Here is a 17,927-nt window from a genome sequence, read left to right as displayed (position 1 = left end):
AGGCCTCGCGGGATCAGACAGCGGCGTTATAGAACTGCTCGCTGCTCTTTTGCTCCACCAGCGCCTGCTCGATGGCCGCCTGGTGCACTTCGTCAGCGTGCTCTTCACGGGCTTCGGGGAGGATGCCCAGGCGCGAGAACAACTGCATGTCCTTGTCGGCCTGCGGGTTGGCGGTGGTCAGCAATTTATCGCCGTAGAAGATCGAGTTCGCGCCGGCAAAGAACGCCAGAGCCTGCATCTGATCGTTCATCGCCTCACGGCCCGCCGACAGGCGAACGTGGGATTGCGGCATGAGAATCCGCGCCACCGCGAGCATGCGGATGAAATCGAACGGATCGACATCATCGGCGTTTTCCAGCGGCGTACCGGCAACCTTCACCAGCATGTTGATCGGCACCGACTCCGGGTGTTCCGGCAGGTTCGCCAGCTGGATCAGCAGCCCGGCGCGGTCGTCGAGGGACTCACCCATGCCGAGGATACCGCCGGAGCAGATCTTCATCCCGGCATCACGAACATAGGCCAGGGTCTGCAGGCGCTCGCCGTAGGTACGGGTGGTGATGATGCTGCCGTAGAACTCCGGCGAGGTGTCGAGGTTGTGGTTGTAGTAGTCGAGGCCGGCGTCGGCCAGGGCGGCGGTCTGGTCCTGGTCGAGCTTGCCCAGGGTCATGCAGGTTTCCAGGCCCATGGCCTTGACCCCTTTGACCATCTGCAGCACGTAGGGCATGTCCTTGGCCGACGGGTGTTTCCACGCCGCGCCCATGCAGAAACGGGTCGAACCTATGGCCTTGGCCCGTGCGGCCTCCTCCAGCACCTTCTGCACTTCCATCAGCTTTTCTTTTTCCAGCCCGGTGTTGTAGTGGCCGGACTGTGGGCAGTACTTGCAGTCTTCCGGGCAGGCGCCGGTCTTGATCGACAGCAGGGTCGACACTTGCACGCGATTGGCGTCGAAGTGCGCGCGGTGCACGGTCTGGGCCTGGAACAGCAGGTCATTGAACGGCTGGACGAACAGAGCCTTGACCTCGGCCAAAGACCAATCGTGACGCAAAGTGGCGGTGATGCTGGCGCTCATCGGCGGAGTTCCTTGTTTTATGCTGGGCAAGCGTCTGGGGCAAAGGAATACCCACAGGCGCGACACGGATGCTCGGCATATTTAAGGAAGACTCATGCGCTGTCAACCACGATACGAAGGACCGGTTTACATCTGGTTAAAAAACAAACAGACCTGTTTGTTGTGCGATGAAACCACCGATACACCCCACCCGATCTGTACGCCCTGCGAGAGCGAACTACCCTGGCTGATGGAGGCCTGCCAGGTCTGCGCCCTGCCCTTGGCGGCGACGGGGCTGACCTGCGGGCAGTGCCTCAAGCAGCCGCCGGCCTTCGAGCAGGTGATTGCGCCCTGGACCTATCGTTTTCCACTGGACAGCCTGATCACCCGCTTCAAGCACCAGAGCCAATGGCCGCTGGGGCGACTGCTGGGTGAATTGCTGGCCCAGGCGTTGCGTGAGCGCTTTGACGATGGCTTGCCGCGACCGGACCTGTTGCTGCCGGTGCCCATGGCGACCCGGCGTCTGCGTCAACGGGGTTATAACCAGGCGGCGATGCTGGCGAACTGGTTGAGCCAGAGCCTGGAAATCTCCGCAGATGAACACCGTTTACAGCGTGTTCAGGACACCATCGCGCAACAGGAACTGGACGCCAGGGCTCGCCGACGCAACCTGCTGAAGGCCTTTGCCCTGGCGCCTGGGGCGAAAGTCGAAGGCCTGCACCTGGCGCTGGTGGACGATGTACTGACCACCGGCGCCACCGCCGAAAGCCTGGCCCGCTTGCTGATGAAGGCGGGAGCGCGGCGGGTCGATGTCTATTGCCTGGCGCGTACACCGAGCCCGGAAAATCGCTAGCCGTCTCAAAGACACCACAAACCCTGTAGGAGCCTGGCTTGCCAGCGAAGAGGCCCTTGAGCCTTGCGGCGATCTTGCGGCCGCCATCGCCAGCAAGCCGGCCACAGAAACCGCGTTTGGCTTGCGGCGGCTTGACGTCGAAAGCACCGAGAGGCACCTTGCCCAATACCCCCGCCGCCCGAAGTCCGTCCCATGTCCCTGCCCGTCCTGCTGACCCAACACATCGTCCGCCGCCCGCAGCGCATCGCCCTGCTGCAACATATCGCCGAACAGGGCTCCATCACCCGCGCCGCGAAAAGCGCAGGCTTGAGTTACAAGGCAGCCTGGGACGCCATCGACGAGTTGAACAACCTGGCGCAAAAGCCCCTGGTGGAACGCAGTGTCGGCGGCAAGGGCGGCGGTGGCGCCAAGCTGTCGGCGGAAGGCGAACGGGTGCTGCGTCTCTATCAACGCCTGCAAACCCTCCAGGCCCAGGTCCTCGAAGCCGCCGAAGACAGCGGCGACCTCGACCTGCTCGGCCGCCTGATGCTGCGCACCAGCGCCCGCAACCAGCTTCACGGCACAGTGCAGGACATCACCCGCCACGGGCGCAACGACCTTGTGCGTCTGGCCCTGGCCGGCGGACTCACGCTGCAGGCACAGATCACCCACGACAGCACCCAACGCCTGGAACTGGAGAGCGGCACCGAAGTCGTCGCCCTGATCAAGGCCGGTTGGCTGGAATTGAGTGCGATCGGGCATCCCGCAAAATCCGGACACAATTCTCTAAGCGGTCAAATCGAGGACATTTCCGAGGATGAAGACGGCCCTTCGGAGGTCAGAATCGCCCTGCCAAACGGACAAATCCTCTGTGCGCTGGCGCGACCGGAGCAGATAAAAAGCCTTGCTCTGAACGTGGGAAGCCCCGTGCAGGCGGTGTTTTCGCCGTCCCTGGTGATTTTGGGTACACCGTTATGACGCCATCGCCAGCAAGCCGGCTCCTACAGAAGAACGCATCCCACCTGTAGGAGCCGGCTTGCCGGCGATCGATCGCGCAGCGATCCCCCGCTTTTCCTGCAACAAATCCGTCACAACGCATTACTAAGGTGACCCCCTGACCCGCAGGGAGCCTGATCATGAACCTCTTAGAAGAAAACCAACCCACCGACCTGGAACAGATGGTCGGCCTCAGCCGTCGTGGCTTTATCAGTGCCGGCGCCTTGTGCGGCGCGGCGATGTTCCTCGGCGGCAACCTGTTGAGCCGCAGCGTGATGGCTGCCAGCGCCAGCGCCGCCTCCGGCCAACTGCTGGGTTTCGACAGCATCGCCGCCGCCACCCGCGACACCCTGACCTTGCCACCCGGCTATACCTCCTCAGTGCTGATCAGTTGGGGCCAACCCCTGGCCAAGAACGGCCCGGCCTTCGACCCGAGCGGCAACGGCAGCGCCAAAGCCCAGGAAGTCCAGTTCGGCGACAACAACGACGGCATGAGCCTGTTCCCCTTCCCCGGCGACGACAACCGGGCGCTGATGGCGATCAACAACGAATACACCAACTACCGCTACCTCTATCCCCATGGTGGCCAGCCGCAATCCCTCGAAGACGTGCGCAAGGCCCAGGCCAGTGAAGGCGTGTCGGTGATCGAAATACAGCGCAAGGACGATCAATGGCACTTCGTCCAGGGTTCGGCCTATAACCGGCGGATCCACGGCAACACACCGATCAAATTCAGCGGCCCGGCAGCCGGTCACCCCTGGTTGCAGACCCAGGCCGACAAGCAGGGTCGCAAAGTCCTCGGCACCTTCCAGAACTGCGCCAACGGCAAGACACCCTGGGGCACCTACCTGACCTGCGAAGAGAACTTCACCGACTGCTTCGGCAGCAGCAATACCGAACAGAAATTCGATGTCGCGCAAAAGCGCTATGGCGTCGTGGCCACCAGCAAGGAGATCAACTGGCACGCCCACGATCCGCGCTTCGACATGGCCCTGAATCCCAACGAACTGAATCGTCATGGCTGGGTGGTGGAAATCGATCCGTTCGACCCGCAGTCCACCCCGGTCAAGCGCACCGCCCTGGGTCGCTTCAAGCACGAGAACGCCGCCCTGGCCGAAACCCGTGACGGCCGCGCCGTGGTCTATATGGGCGACGATGAGCGCGGTGAATTCATCTACAAGTTCATCAGCCGCGACAAGATCGACCACAAGCACCCCAAGGCCAACCGTGACCTGCTGGATCACGGCACCTTGTATGTCGCACGTTTCGACAACGGCGATGGCAACCCGGATCGTCCGAAAGGTTCTGGTGAATGGGTCGAGTTGACCTTCGGCAAGAACGGCATCGACACCGGCAGCGGTTTCACCAGCCAGGCCGAAGTGCTGATCCACGCCCGGCTGGCCGCCAGTGTGGTCAAGGCGACGCGCATGGACCGTCCGGAATGGATCGTCGTCAGCCCCATCGACGGCCAGGTCTATTGCACCCTGACCAACAACGCCAAGCGCGGTGAGGACAGCATGCCGGCCGGCGGACCGAATCCCCGGGAGAAGAATGTCTACGGGCAGATCCTGCGCTGGCAGGCCGCTGGCAATGATCATGGAGCCCACACATTTAGCTGGGACTTGTTCGTGGTAGCAGGTAACCCGGCGGCACATCCCGGCACGGCCAAGGCCGGCTCTTCCAACATCACCCCGCAGAATATGTTCAACAGCCCGGACGGCCTGGGTTTCGACAGGGCCGGCCGTCTGTGGATCCTTAGCGACGGCGACTACAGTAACGCCGGGGATTTTGCCGGCATGGGCAATAACCAGATGCTTTGCGCCGACCCGGCAAGCGGGGAAATCCGTCGGTTCATGGTCGGCCCGGTGGGCTGCGAAGTGACCGGCATCAGTTTCTCGCCGGACCAGAAAACCTTGTTCGTCGGCATCCAGCATCCGGGTGAGGCCGGCAACTCGACCTTTCCCGAGCATCTGCCGAACGGCAAGCCACGCTCGTCGGTGATGGCGATCCGGCGAGAGGATGGCGGGATTATCGGCGCCTGATCAACCGCCTTCGCGGGCAAGCTCCGCTCCCACAGTATTTGAGTCGAGACTGGATACCGCATACGACAGAAAACCTGTGGGAGCGGAGCTTGCCCGCGAAGAAGCCGGAACAGCCGACACCTTTCTACGCCCCGGTGCGCTAACATGCTTGGCCGGACGCGGCCGCCTGCCGCCCGCAGGAGTCAGCATGTCCCACCCGTTTGAAACACTCACCCCCGACCTGGTGCTCGACGCCGTGGAAAGCATCGGCTTTCTCAGTGACGCCCGGGTCCTGGCGCTCAACAGCTACGAAAACCGTGTCTATCAGGTGGGCATCGAAGACAGCGAACCCCTGATCGCCAAGTTCTACCGCCCTCAGCGCTGGACCAACGAGGCCATCCTCGAAGAACACCGCTTCACCTTCGAACTGGCCGACTGCGACGTCCCGGTCGTCGCGCCGATGATCCACAACGGCGAAAGCCTGTTCGAACACGCCGGTTTTCGCTTCACCCTGTTCCCCCGGCGTGGCGGCCGGGCCCCGGAACCGGGCAATCTCGACCAGCTCTATCGCCTCGGACAACTGCTCGGCCGCCTGCACGCCGTGGGCGCCACCCGTCCGTTCGAACACCGCGAAGCCCTCGGTGTGAAGAACTTCGGCGAAGACTCGCTGACCACCCTGCTGGAAGGCAACTTCATTCCCCGCAGCCTGCTGCCGGCCTACGAATCCGTGGCCCGCGACCTGCTCAAGCGGGTGCAACAGGTCTACGCCGAGACCCCGCACCAGAACATCCGCATGCACGGCGACTGCCACCCCGGCAACATGATGTGCCGCGACGAGATGTTCCATATCGTCGACCTCGATGACTGCCGCATGGGCCCGGCGGTGCAGGACCTGTGGATGATGCTCGCCGGCGATCGCCAGGAATGCCTCGGCCAACTGTCGGAACTGATGGACGGCTACAGCGAGTTCCACGACTTCAATCCCCGCGAACTGGCGCTGATCGAACCCCTGCGCGCCCTGCGCCTGATGCACTACAGCGCCTGGCTCGCCCGCCGCTGGGACGACCCGGCGTTTCCCCACAGCTTCCCGTGGTTCGGTAGCGAGCGTTACTGGGGCGACCAGGTCCTGGCCTTGCGCGAACAACTCTCCGCGCTGAATGAAGAACCGCTGAAATTATTCTGACGGTTGTGGCAGGATTTAGCGGTGTTGGCGTCTGAAAAGACGCCATCGCGAGCAAGCTCGCTCCTACAGTAATGGATTGCATCCCCCCTGTAGGAGCGAGCTTGCTCGCGATAGGGCCCTCAGCCCCACCGCACCAGCCAAGACCAGCGCACCAACCCCCATAATTAGTTAGCAGCCTAAGCAAGGACTCTGCATGCAAGCCGCCAACCCGCGTCGCGGGTACATCCTTGGCCTCAGCGCCTACATTATCTGGGGCCTGTTCCCCATCTACTTCAAAGCCATCGCCGCCGTACCGGCCGTCGAGATCATCATCCACCGCGTGCTCTGGTCCGCCCTGTTCGGCTCCCTGCTGCTGCTGGTCTGGAAACACCCGGGCTGGTGGCGCGAACTGCGGGACAACCCTCGCCGCCTGGCGATCCTGGCCCTGAGCGGCACCCTGATCGCCGCCAACTGGCTGACCTACGTCTGGTCGGTCAATAACGGACGCATGCTCGAAGCCAGCCTGGGCTACTACATCAACCCGCTGGTCAACGTGCTGCTGGGCATGCTGCTGTTGGGCGAACGCCTGCGCCGCCTGCAATGGATCGCCGTCGGACTCGCCGCCGTGGGCGTGGCGCAGCAGGTCTGGCAAGTCGGCAGCCTGCCCTGGATCTCGCTGGTGCTGGCACTGACCTTCGGTTTCTACGGGCTGATCCGCAAACAGGCACCGGTCAAGGCCCTGCCGGGGTTGGTGGTGGAAACCTGGATGCTGGTGCCCATCGCCATCGGCTGGCTGTTGCTGAACCCGCTCGCCACCAGCGCCCAGGCCGAATTCTGGACCACCTCGCAAGCCTGGTGGCTGATCGCCGCCGGCCCGGTCACGCTGATCCCGCTGGTAAGCTTCAACGCGGCGGCGCGTCACCTGCCCTACACCACCCTGGGTTTCCTGCAATACATCGCGCCAACCCTGGTGTTGCTGCTGGCCGTGCTGCTGTACGACGAACACCTGACCGCCAGCAACCTGATGGCCTTCGTGTTTATCTGGACGGGACTGGCGGTGTACAGCGTCGATGCCTGGCTCAGCCTGCGCAAGCGCAGCTGATCAAAAAACACACAAAAGCTTGCAAGCCTTGCTCCACCTGGGCTGCAGGCTTCTACCCCAAGGTTATCCACAAGCCGGTCCACGCCGTTTGTGCACAAGCTCTTGAAACTGCTCGTTTTTTGCTCATATCCTGGAAAGTCCCGGCCGGCCTGGCCGGGCGTAGGCTCTCCCCAGGTTATCCACAGGCCCGTCCCCGTTAAAACTGGATAACCCGCCTCAGTCTTCGTCGCTGCGCAACATCAACTCCACCATCAGTTCGTCGGCCAGGGTTTCCAGGCCCGACTGCAAGGCTTCCAGCGGCAGGTCAAACGGCACCGCCAGGATCGCCTCGGCGTGGAACAGCGGGTCGCCGCTCATGGGCGCGGGGCTCACGTCGGTCACCAGTTGCTCCAGGCTGATGCCCTGTTCAGTCAGCAAGCGGGTGATGTCCCGCACGATGCCCGGGCGATCATTGCCCACCAGTTCCATCGCGATGGGTTTCCAGCGGCCGGGCGCTTCGCCGCCGCCGGGAATCACCTGAATCTGAATCCCTTGGCTGGCGAGCGCTTGCAGTGCCTTGATCAACGCGTCATGGGCCTCGGCGGGCGCCTCGACCCGGACAATCCCGACAAACTGCCCGGCCAGGCCCGACATCCGGCTTTCCAGCCAGTTACCGCCATGCTCGGCGATGCACAGGGCAATCTGTTCGACCTGGCCGGCCTTGTCGGGTGCGAATACAGTCAGTACGAGATGGTCCACGGGATAGCCCTCTGGTGATGGATCGATCCAGTATAGGCAAAGGGTGCCGCCCCAACGACGGGCTTGGAAAAACAAGCCCCTGCTCTGGCAGGGGCTCGCTCAAAAACTTCTCATATGGATTTGCGGAGCTGGCATGACCCGTTCTTTCGAACCGGCCCTCAGTAATGGCGATAGACATCGAAACGCACTTCACCCTGGCTGAAGTATCGAGGATCGGCAGCGTATAATCCCCTGACGCCTGTCGACGTTACAGAAGGGACATTCAAATAAGTTCCGCGACCTGACTCCATAATGACCCACCCCGCGCCAGAATCGGTGCCGCCGCCCGATATATCCCTTTTGATGAAAATACTCCCGGAGGCGCCTTGAAGAGGAACGAAATACAGGTGGGCCGTATACTTGGCAGCGTATCCTTCCAGGAAATTAGGTCCACTCCTAGCTGACTGGCCAGGCAAAGGAGCATTTTTGCTGTATGACTCTTCCAGGAAAATAGCTTCAGGAGAAACGCCTGGAGGATTGGCCCCTATTCGGAACTTCTGATTGCTCGACCCGCCCTTTGGATAAAGAATAACTTTGGTACCATCCGCAGTGCCGGATCCGGAGACGTCCAGAACCCGACCGTTGCCCTGGTTTTCGATATAGACAAAACGACTGCCTGCATCCGTGATCAGCCAGAATTGATTACTGGCCCCAGTATTGTTCGTCGTAATGGCATCCCCATTGCTGGCTGCCGTCAGGTATCCATCAGTAATTGGAAACACTTGAATCTGGTAAGCCTTTTTTTGTTCGTTATATTTGAAAACCCAGGTTGAAAACACCAAGTTCTCACTACTGTAAAGTCTTACAACATTATCAGAACCCATCTTTATAAAGCTTTTCCCGTTTAAAGCAGTGAATATTTTTTTGGGACTCGTTGGAACGGTTACTGCCCGACCCGAGCCGGTCCCGATTATCTGCTCGATGATTGCGGGATCAAGGGTTTTGCTGCGCGGTTTCATTACAGTTCTCCTTTGTTTGCTGGTGAGGCAACCACTATGGAGACAGCAATGGCGAAGTATTGACAGCGCTTGCCAACGACCGGCTGACACATAACACCCAAAAGCCCAACTCAGCCTGATTATGAAAAGCAGTGAAGGGGGCGCTTTATACGCCCCTCATATTTTACAAAGTTTTGCCCCCACCTACAGATCTTAGTTTGAACTGTTGATGCTTGTTGTCAAGCTGGGGCGTGGTGAGGGTGACGGCAGTACCATCTGTGTTACTGGCGAGAGTCACGGCCCTTCCACTACCAGACCATCTGGCCTCAAATATATATACCAGACCGTTTCCCGCATCCCAAACTTCCCAAAGTTGATCAGCCCCCCATTATTTGGTGAAACGTAAACTTTACCATCTTCTGTTGCTGTAAAATACGATTCAAATCCGTAATTTTTAATTCTGAAAATCAAGCCATTCTCATCTGGCACAAACACCCAGAGTGAAAACAACAAACTTGCCTCGTGAGTAACCCTAATGTAAGGATCGCCACTACCAAGATGATATAAGAAATGGGTTTTATTTGGCTCTATAACTGAGAATATTATTACTGGACCTGTAGGAATGGTTACCCGACTCGAGCCGAGTTCAAGTACCTGATCCGGCCTTACAAAATCGGGGGCATTGGTGCTCTTTTTCATTACCGTTCTCCTTGGCTTGCTGATTGAGGCAACAGCAATGGATACAGCAATGGCGAAGAGTAGAGCGTTTGCCAACAACTGGCTGATACATAATACCCGAACGCTCAGTATAGCTCAGTAATGAAAGGCGCAAGCTTGCCCACCTGACGAACGATGGCCTAGATAGGGCCCAGGTGCTTGGTCTTGCTGGAGCAGGTTTCGGTGATATACAGCGTTATCGTTCTTCGTCGGAAGCCGCCCAGACCAAGCACCGCTCCCACACACCCATCCACCACCACACGTAGTCATCGCGGGCCCCAAGGGCGGAGGTCAGCCGCAAAACAAATCGTGTACCATTTTCAGATTTATCTGGAACAATCCATGCTTTTCTTGAGAACATTAGTGGCTTCTGCGTGACCGGACAGAACCCACTGGTCGCGAAACGACGTATTTAGTCTAATTTTCACAACCGTAATGCATCATGTAGTATGCGCCGGAACGCACTACATAACGTTGGATCGACGTCTGCCCGAGTGTCTGTGAGATCACGGAAAGCCCCGCCGGCTCAGGTCGGTCGGGCGAGCCCAGCCGCCCGCGAGGGCATGTTCTGGTACTGTGTTCAGAGAAGCACGCAAGGCTTTAAACAGAAGAGCTGAATAGCTGAGCAGAGTGAGGCAAGCAATGACTGAACACGTTCAAGTCGGTGGCCTTCAGGTCGCCAAAGTCCTGTTCGACTTCGTGAATAACGAAGCCATTCCCGGTACCGGTCTGACCGCCGACCAGTTCTGGGCCGGCGCCGACAAGGTCATCCATGACCTGGCCCCGAAGAACCAGGCCCTACTCGCCAAACGCGATGATTTCCAGGCCCGGATCGATGCCTGGCACCAGTCCCGGGCCGGCCAGGCCCATGACGCCGTGGCTTACAAAGCCTTCCTGCAAGACATTGGCTACCTGCTGCCAGAAGCGGCGGATTTCCAGGCCACTACCCAGAATGTCGACGACGAGATCGCCCGCATGGCCGGCCCACAGTTGGTGGTGCCGGTGATGAACGCGCGTTTCGCCCTCAACGCCTCGAACGCCCGCTGGGGCTCGCTGTATGACGCGCTCTATGGCACCGATGCCATCAGCGAAGCGGACGGCGCGGAAAAAGGCAAAGGCTACAACAAGGTCCGTGGCGACAAGGTCATCGCCTTCGCCCGCGCCTTCCTCGACGAAGCCACGCCCCTGGCCGCCGGCTCCCATGTCGACGCCGTGGGCTACAAGATCGTCGACGGCAAGCTCGTGGTCGCCCTCAAGGGCGGTACCAACAGCGGCCTGCGCAACGATGCCCAGTTGATCGGCTTCCAGGGCGATGCCGCGGCACCCAGCGCGATCCTGCTGAAAAACCACGGCCTGCACTTCGAAATCCAGATCGACGCCAGCAGCCCGGTCGGCCAGACCGATGCCGCCGGCGTGAAGGACCTGCTGATGGAAGCAGCCCTGACCACCATCATGGACTGCGAAGACTCGGTCGCCGCCGTCGATGCCGATGACAAGGTGGTGATCTACCGCAACTGGCTCGGCCTGATGAAGGGCGACCTGGCGGAACAGGTCGCCAAGGGCGGCACCACCTTTACCCGGACCATGAACGCCGACCGCCGCTACACCGCCGTCGACGGCAGTGAATTGAGCCTGCACGGTCGCTCGCTGCTGTTCGTGCGCAACGTCGGTCACCTGATGACCATCGATGCGATCCTCGACAGCCATGGCAACGAAGTGCCCGAAGGCATCCTCGACGGCCTGATCACCAGCCTCGCGGCGATCCATAGCCTCAACGGCAACAGCGTGCGCAAGAACAGCCGCACCGGCTCGGTCTACATCGTCAAGCCGAAGATGCACGGTCCGGAAGAAGCGGCGTTCACCAACGAGCTGTTCGGCCGCATCGAAGAGGTCCTGAACCTGCCGCGCAATACCCTGAAAGTCGGGATCATGGACGAAGAACGACGCACCACCGTCAATCTGAAAGCCTGCATCAAGGCCGCCAGCGAGCGCGTGGTGTTTATCAACACCGGCTTCCTCGACCGCACCGGCGACGAGATCCACACCTCCATGGAAGCCGGCGCGATGGTGCGCAAGGCCGCCATGAAGACGGAAAAATGGATCGGCGCCTACGAGAACTGGAACGTCGATATCGGTTTGAGCACCGGCCTGCAAGGTCGCGCCCAGATCGGTAAAGGCATGTGGGCCATGCCCGACCTGATGGCGGCGATGCTCGAACAGAAAATCGCCCATCCACTGGCCGGCGCCAACACCGCCTGGGTCCCGTCGCCGACCGCGGCCGCGTTGCATGCGCTGCATTACCACAAGGTCGACGTGTTCGCCCGCCAGGCCGAACTGGCCAAACGCGCGCGGGCTTCGCTCGACGATATCCTGACCATCCCGTTGGCGAGCAATACCGACTGGTCGGCCGAGGAGATCCGCAGCGAGCTGGACAACAACGCCCAGGGCATCCTCGGCTACGTGGTGCGCTGGATCGACCAGGGTGTCGGTTGCTCGAAGGTGCCGGACATCCATGATGTCGGCCTGATGGAAGACCGCGCCACCCTGCGCATTTCCAGCCAGCACATCGCCAACTGGCTGCGCCATGGCGTGGTCACCCAGGACCAGGTCATGGAAAGCCTCAAGCGCATGGCCCCGGTGGTTGATCGGCAGAATGCCGGTGACGCGCTGTACCGCCCGCTGGCCCCGGACTTCGACAGCAACATTGCCTTCCAGGCGGCGGTCGAACTGGTGATCGAAGGGACCAAACAGCCCAACGGCTACACCGAGCCGGTACTGCACCGTCGGCGTCGTGAGTTCAAGGCCCGCAACGGCCTGTAATCCCGCGCTGATGGCGAAAAGAAAAAGCCCTGATCGGTAACGATCAGGGCTTTTTCATTCCGGTCGCCTCAAGACACCGCTACCTGTAGGAGCGAGCTTGCTCGCGATGGGCGTCAACGATAACGCTGGGCATCTGATACCCCACGGTGCCTGGGCCACCATCGCGAGCAAGCTCGCTCCTACAGGGCCTAAGCCACCATCCCCAGCTCACGCTTGACCAGCTTCAGCAACTGCGTGGTATCGATGGGCTTGAGCAAGAAATCCACCACGCTCAAATGCATCGCATCAATAGCATCACGCACCTGGGCATTGCCGGAGACGATGATGATCGGCAGCGCCGCCCGCTCCGAGCCGCGCACCTTGCGAATCAGGTCCAAGCCATCATCGGCCATGCGCAAATCAGTGATCAGCAGACCGATGCCGCGGTTGGACTCCAGCAACGCAAAGGCCGCCGCGCCACTGGCGGCGGTCACGCAGTGGATATCGTGGAGGGCGAGAATTTCCGACAGCAACTCCCGGGCATCCTGGTCGTCATCGACGATCAGGACCCGCTGATACGACAATTGCGGTGCCTGCATCACCTGCAGAATGGCCTCGCGCTCGGCATCGCTTAAAATATCGTGGTCAGACATACGGCTCTCTGGTATCCCTTCGGCAATCCAATCCCCTAGCACAGTGCTCAGACATCGCTAAACGGATGCTCAATGTGCACTTCGTCGGAAAGTTTTCCAAGTCGATATTTGTTAAGAATCTGCTTCTTCAACTGTAGGCCATTTCTCAAACCTAGACTTACGTCCAATGGGCACCCGGGAAGCGGGGGCCGAACATGGGTAGAACGGCGATTCTTCGCGCCCATAACAACGGACAAAAATCGGTAGCGGTCATGAGCAAAGCGGATGCCTTCAGCCAGGCCGGGAAGACCGCGGTGTTGCAAAACATCCACGGCACCTTGCAGTTCCTGCAGCGATTCCCACCCTTCAATCAGATGGAGAACGCCCATCTGGCCTATCTGGTTGAACAGTGTCAACTGCGTTTCTACAGCACGGGCGAGAGCATCATCAAGCCCGCCGACGGGCCGGTGGAGCACTTTTATATCGTCAAGCAGGGACGGGTGGTCGGCGAACGCCCGCACACGGCCAAGGGCGGCAGCGAAACCGTCTTCGAAATCACCACCGGCGAGTGCTTCCCCCTCGCGGCGCTGCTCGGTGAGCGGGCCACCCGTACCGAACACCTGGCCGGCGAAGACACCTTCTGCCTGCAACTGAACAAACCGGCGTTCATCAAGCTGTTTTCCTCCTCCGAGATCTTTCGCAATTTTGCCCTGCGTTGCGTCAGCAGCCTGCTGGACCAGGTCAACCAGCAAGTCCAGCGCAAGGCCGTGGAAACCCTCGGCACCCAGTACTCGCTCAACAGCCGCCTCGGCGAGCTGGCGATGCGTCACCCGGTGACCTGCAGCCCGAGCACTCCGCTGCGCGAAGCGGTGACCCTGATGCACGAGCAACAGGTCGGCAGCATCGTGGTGGTCAATGAGGCCAAGGCCCCACTCGGCATCTTCACCCTGCGCGACCTGCGCCAGGTGGTGGCCGACGGCGTCCATGACTTCAACCAGCCCATCGACCAACACATGACCCAGGCCCCCTTCGCCCTGACCCCGGACCACAGCGCCTTCGACGCCGCGATGGCCATGACCGAACGGCACATCGCCCATGTCTGCCTGGTGAAGGAGCAGCGCCTGTGCGGCGTGGTCTCCGAGCGCGACCTGTTTTCCCTGCAACGGGTCGACCTGGTGCACCTGGCGCGGACCATCCGCAGCGCGGCGCGCCTGGACAACCTGATCGCCATTCGCGGCGAGATCGGCCAGTTGGTGGAACGCATGCTGGCCCACGGTGCGTCATCGACCCAGATCACCCAGATCATCACCCTGCTCAACGACCACAGCGTCTGCCGGGTCATCGAACTGACCCTGGCCGAGAAAGGCGACCCGGGCGTGCCGTTCAGCTGGCTGTGTTTCGGCAGCGAGGGCCGCCGCGAGCAGACGCTGTACACCGACCAGGACAACGGCATCCTGTTCGAGGCCCGCGACGCCGCCCATGCCGCCGAGATTCGCGGCAAGCTGCTGCCCCTGGCGCAGCAGATCAACCAGAGCCTGGCGCTGTGCGGCTTCAGCCTGTGCAAAGGCAATATCATGGCCGGCAACCCTGAGCTGTGCCTGTCGCGGGCCGAATGGGCACGGCGCTTCTCCGCCTTTATTCGCGAAGCCACGCCGGAGAACCTGCTGGCCTCGAGCATCTATTTCGACCTGCGGGTGGTCTGGGGCGAGGAACAGGCCTGCCAGCAACTGCGCCAGGGCATCCTTGCCCAGGTCGCCGACAACCGGCTGTTCCAGCGCATGATGGCCGAAAACGCCCTGCGCCAGCGCCCACCGGTGGGGCGTTTGCGTGAGTTCGTGCTGAGCCGCAACGGCAGCGACAAGGCCACCCTGGATTTGAAAGTCCAGGGCCTGACCCCGTTCGTCGACGGTGCCCGCCTGCTGGCGCTGGCCAATGGCATCGAGGCCAGCAATACCCTCGAACGCCTGCGCCAGCTGGTAGCCAAGGAAGTGATCGAAGGCCTCGACGGCGCGGCTTATGAAGAGGCCTATCACTTCATCCAGCAGACCCGATTGCAGCAACATCAACTGCAGACCCGGCAGAATCTGCCGTATTCCAATCGGGTCGATCCGGAAAGCCTCAACCAGCTGGACCGACGCATCCTGCGTGAAGCCCTGCGCCAGGCCCAACGCCTGCAAAGCAGCCTGGCCCTGCGGTATCAGCTATGAAGCTGTTTTCCTGGCTGAGGGCCAACGAGCCGACACTGGATGCCGCGACACAGGCGCGGCTCAGGCAACTGCCCGCCGCCAAGCCCCTGGACGAGTGTTCGCTGCGGGAACAGCGCTGGGTTGTCCTCGACCTGGAAACCAGCGGCCTGAACCTGAACCGCGACCAGGTGCTGTCCATCGGCGCGGTGGTGATCGAAGACGGCGCCATCGACCTGGGGCAGTGCTTTGAACGGACCTTGTTGCGCCCCGGACAGAGCGTCAACCCCAGCGTGCTGATCCATGGCCTGGGGCCGAGTGCCCTGGCCGCAGGCAGCGATCCGGCGCAGGCGTTGCTGGACTTTATGGAGTTCGTCGGCGACAGCCCGTTGCTGGCGTTCCATGCGCCCTTTGACCAGCACATGCTCACCCGTGCGCTGAAAGACAGCCTCGGGTATCGCCTGCAACATCCATTTTTTGATGTCGCCGATATCGCGCCGTTGTTATGCCCGCAAGCGACCTTGCGCGAAGCCGGGCTGGACGATTGGATCGACCATTTCAAGTTGCAGGTGGAGGAGCGGCATAACGCCAGCGCCGACGCCCTGGCCACCGCCGAACTGGCGCTGATCCTGTTCAGCCGGGCGCGGCAGCAGCAGATCGATAGCCCGTTGAAGCTGCAACAACGCCTGGGGCAGTGGAAACGTCGTCAGCAGAGTCCCTCTTTCTAAAGCCTGCCACATCCCCTTGTAGGAGCCCGGCTTGCCGGCGATGGCGGCCGCATGGGCGGTGCAAGGCTCAAGGGCCTCTTCGCGGGCAAGCCCTGCTCCTACAGTTTTGCGTCGAGCACAGATTTGGCGCACGACAAAGAACTGTAGGAGCAGGGCTTGCCCGCGAAGACGTCAGTCCCGGCACCGCAATACCCAAGGAGCCCACCACCAGCAAGCCCACCTCCCACAACCCAATCTCCATTAAGACAAATGGCACACCGCCAACCGACCAGCAGCCATTGCGCCTTTTCCTGGGCCCTGACACAATCGCGAATAATTCTCGTTATTTTAAACTTCTTGTCGGTGATGTCCGTTGTCGTCAGTCCGAAGCCCCCATCATGCCCTTGTCGACTCGCTGTATCGCGACCATCGCAGCTGGCTGTTGGCTTGGCTGCGCCGCAACATTGCCTGCCCGCAGCGGGCCGAAGACCTGAGCCAGGACACCTTTGTCCGCCTGCTGGGCCGCGACGAACTGAACACACCGCACCAACCCCGGGCCTTCCTCGTGGCCATCGCCAAAGGCCTGCTGTTCGACCACTTCCGCCGCGCCGCGCTGGAACAGGCCTACCTCAGTGAACTGATGCTGATCCCGGAGGGCGAGCAACCGTCCCCGGAAGAACAGCACCTGATCCTCGAAGACCTGCGAGCCATCGACCACCTGCTCGGCAAGCTCTCGAGCAAGGCCCGCGCCGCGTTCCTCTACAGTCGCCTGGACGGCCTCGGCCATGCCGAGATCGCCGACAAGCTCGGCGTTTCCGTACCCCGCGTGCGCCAGTACCTGGCCCAGGGCATTCGCCAGTGCTATGTCGCGCTGTACGGCGAGCCGACATGAATCAGTTCAGCGCCAAACCGGTTTCCGCCCGCGTCCTCGATGCCGCCATTGCCTGGCAGTTGTGCCTGGACTCGGGCGGTCGCAACACCGTGGAACAGGCCGAGTTCGAGAAATGGCACGCGGCCCATGAAGAACACGCCCGCGCCTGGTCGCAGTTGGGCATGCTCGACCAACGCTTCAGCGGCACCAGCGGCCCGGCGCGGGGCGCCCTGCTGAAATCCCGTGACGGCGTCCGCCAGCGGGTACGCAAGCTCGGCAGTCGCGTGGCCAGTGTGATGCTGGCCTGCGGCCTGGCGCTGTTTCTCGGCAATCGCTACCTGCCCATCGATTACTGGCTGGCCGACCAGCGCACCGCCACCGGCGAGCAACGCACCCTGCACCTGGCCGACGGCACGACGATCCAGCTCAACACCCACAGTGCCCTGGATGTGCGCTTCGATGAGAAGACCCGACGCATCGTCCTGCGCGACGGCGAAATCCTGATCGAGACCGGCCATGGCGATGCCCGGCCGTTTATCGTCGAAACCGATGAAGGGCGCATGCGCGCGCTGGGGACGCGTTTCCTGGTCAAGCGTGAAGACGACGGCACGCTGTTGAGCGTCCTGCAATCGGCGGTGGCTGCTCGTCCACAAGCCAGCGCCGACGAACAGATCCTCCATGAAGGCCAACAGGTGCTGATGCGCCGTGACAGCCTCGGTCCGTTGCAGGCCCTCAACCCCGGCGCCGATGCCTGGACCCGGGGCATGCTGGTGGTGGACAACGTGCGCTTGGCCGACATGCTCGAAGAGTTGGGTCGCTATCGGCGTGGCCATCTGGGTGTCGATCCGCACGTTGCCGACCTGCGGATCACCGGCAGTTTCCCGCTGCATGACACCGACCTGGCGCTGACCGCATTACTGCCGACCTTGCCGGTACAGATCGCCCGACATACGCAGTGGTGGGTGACGGTGCAGGCCAAGGCCGAAACCAAGCCCTGACACGCCTTAACTCTGGAATACATACCCCTTGCCGGCGATGAGGCCCTTGAGTCTTGCATTGATCTCAAAGACGCCATCGCCAGCAAGCTGGCTCCTACAAGGTCGGTGTTCGTCCTTATCGCCGCTGTGAATCTAAATTATTTT

Annotated in this window: 15 protein-coding genes; 10 read left to right on the top strand and 5 right to left on the bottom strand. The window is 61.3% G+C overall.

The genetic code is table 11. The features are described 5' to 3' along the window. Window positions 1–13: 13 nt before the first annotated feature. Window positions 14–1,069, bottom strand: a complete 1,056-nt coding sequence (gene bioB / locus M5C56_RS25910) for a biotin synthase BioB (protein WP_100938536.1) — start codon at window positions 1,067–1,069, stop codon at window positions 14–16. A gap of 94 nt (window positions 1,070–1,163) precedes the next feature. Here bioB and M5C56_RS25905 point away from each other — a divergent pair, with 94 nt between their 5' ends. The 5 genes from M5C56_RS25905 to rarD all read left to right on the top strand — a co-directional run bounded on the left by M5C56_RS25905 (window position 1,164) and on the right by rarD (window position 7,161). Beyond that, window positions 1,164–1,901, top strand: a complete 738-nt coding sequence (locus M5C56_RS25905; RefSeq protein WP_103497079.1) for a ComF family protein — start codon at window positions 1,164–1,166, stop codon at window positions 1,899–1,901. A gap of 192 nt (window positions 1,902–2,093) precedes the next feature. Beyond that, a complete protein-coding gene (locus M5C56_RS25900) occupies window positions 2,094–2,858 on the top strand; it encodes a TOBE domain-containing protein (RefSeq protein ID WP_103497080.1) in 765 nt (254 codons plus the stop codon). Between the two features lie 158 nt (window positions 2,859–3,016). After that, window positions 3,017–4,918, top strand: a complete 1,902-nt coding sequence (locus tag M5C56_RS25895) for a PhoX family phosphatase (RefSeq protein ID WP_103497081.1) — start codon at window positions 3,017–3,019, stop codon at window positions 4,916–4,918. Between the two features lie 187 nt (window positions 4,919–5,105). Next, on the top strand, window positions 5,106–6,080 hold the full coding sequence (locus M5C56_RS25890) for a serine/threonine protein kinase (RefSeq protein ID WP_103497082.1): 975 nt from the start codon (window positions 5,106–5,108) through the stop codon (window positions 6,078–6,080). A gap of 193 nt (window positions 6,081–6,273) precedes the next feature. Next, the gene (gene rarD / locus M5C56_RS25885; RefSeq protein ID WP_103497083.1) at window positions 6,274–7,161 is read left to right on the top strand and encodes an EamA family transporter RarD; all 888 of its coding nucleotides are present in this window, start codon (window positions 6,274–6,276) and stop codon (window positions 7,159–7,161) included. Window positions 7,162–7,377: 216 nt separating this feature from the next. Here rarD and M5C56_RS25880 read toward each other — a convergent pair whose 3' ends face one another. The 3 genes from M5C56_RS25880 to M5C56_RS25870 all read right to left on the bottom strand — a co-directional run bounded on the left by M5C56_RS25880 (window position 7,378) and on the right by M5C56_RS25870 (window position 9,575). Beyond that, the gene (locus M5C56_RS25880; RefSeq protein ID WP_103497084.1) at window positions 7,378–7,899 is read right to left on the bottom strand and encodes an ACT domain-containing protein; all 522 of its coding nucleotides are present in this window, start codon (window positions 7,897–7,899) and stop codon (window positions 7,378–7,380) included. A gap of 158 nt (window positions 7,900–8,057) precedes the next feature. Next, a complete protein-coding gene (locus M5C56_RS25875; protein ID WP_103497085.1) occupies window positions 8,058–8,897 on the bottom strand; it encodes an RICIN domain-containing protein in 840 nt (279 codons plus the stop codon). Window positions 8,898–9,170: 273 nt separating this feature from the next. Continuing rightward, window positions 9,171–9,575, bottom strand: coding sequence for a hypothetical protein (locus M5C56_RS25870; RefSeq protein ID WP_247263364.1), 405 nt, complete (start codon window positions 9,573–9,575; stop codon window positions 9,171–9,173). Window positions 9,576–10,235: 660 nt separating this feature from the next. Here M5C56_RS25870 and M5C56_RS25865 point away from each other — a divergent pair. After that, a complete protein-coding gene (locus M5C56_RS25865) occupies window positions 10,236–12,413 on the top strand; it encodes a malate synthase G (RefSeq protein WP_103497086.1) in 2,178 nt (725 codons plus the stop codon). Between the two features lie 188 nt (window positions 12,414–12,601). Here the strand turns inward: M5C56_RS25865 and M5C56_RS25860 are convergent, their stop codons facing one another. Next, complete coding sequence (locus M5C56_RS25860) at window positions 12,602–13,045, bottom strand: response regulator (RefSeq protein ID WP_103497087.1); 444 nt, start codon at window positions 13,043–13,045, stop codon at window positions 12,602–12,604. Between the two features lie 251 nt (window positions 13,046–13,296). Here M5C56_RS25860 and M5C56_RS25855 point away from each other — a divergent pair, with 251 nt between their 5' ends. The 4 genes from M5C56_RS25855 to M5C56_RS25840 all read left to right on the top strand — a co-directional run bounded on the left by M5C56_RS25855 (window position 13,297) and on the right by M5C56_RS25840 (window position 17,783). Continuing rightward, window positions 13,297–15,231: a putative nucleotidyltransferase substrate binding domain-containing protein gene (locus M5C56_RS25855; protein ID WP_103497088.1), complete on the top strand. Its 1,935-nt coding sequence runs from the start codon at window positions 13,297–13,299 to the stop codon at window positions 15,229–15,231. Continuing rightward, a complete protein-coding gene (locus tag M5C56_RS25850) occupies window positions 15,228–15,935 on the top strand; it encodes a 3'-5' exonuclease (RefSeq protein ID WP_103497089.1) in 708 nt (235 codons plus the stop codon). Before M5C56_RS25855 ends, M5C56_RS25850 begins: the two co-directional genes overlap by 4 nt. A gap of 352 nt (window positions 15,936–16,287) precedes the next feature. After that, window positions 16,288–16,806 (top strand): RNA polymerase sigma factor, encoded by a 519-nt coding sequence (locus M5C56_RS25845; protein ID WP_103499632.1) that lies wholly within the window; start codon window positions 16,288–16,290, stop codon window positions 16,804–16,806. Further along, on the top strand, window positions 16,803–17,783 hold the full coding sequence (locus M5C56_RS25840; protein ID WP_103499633.1) for a FecR family protein: 981 nt from the start codon (window positions 16,803–16,805) through the stop codon (window positions 17,781–17,783). Before M5C56_RS25845 ends, M5C56_RS25840 begins: the two co-directional genes overlap by 4 nt. The last annotated feature ends 144 nt before the right edge of the window (window positions 17,784–17,927 follow it).

Source organism: Pseudomonas sp. MWU13-2862, from assembly GCF_023242495.1.
GTDB classification, from domain to species: domain Bacteria; phylum Pseudomonadota; class Gammaproteobacteria; order Pseudomonadales; family Pseudomonadaceae; genus Aquipseudomonas; species Aquipseudomonas gingeri_D.
The sequence above is the reverse complement of the archived record's forward strand: the minus strand, read 5'-3'. Positions and strand labels throughout refer to the sequence as shown.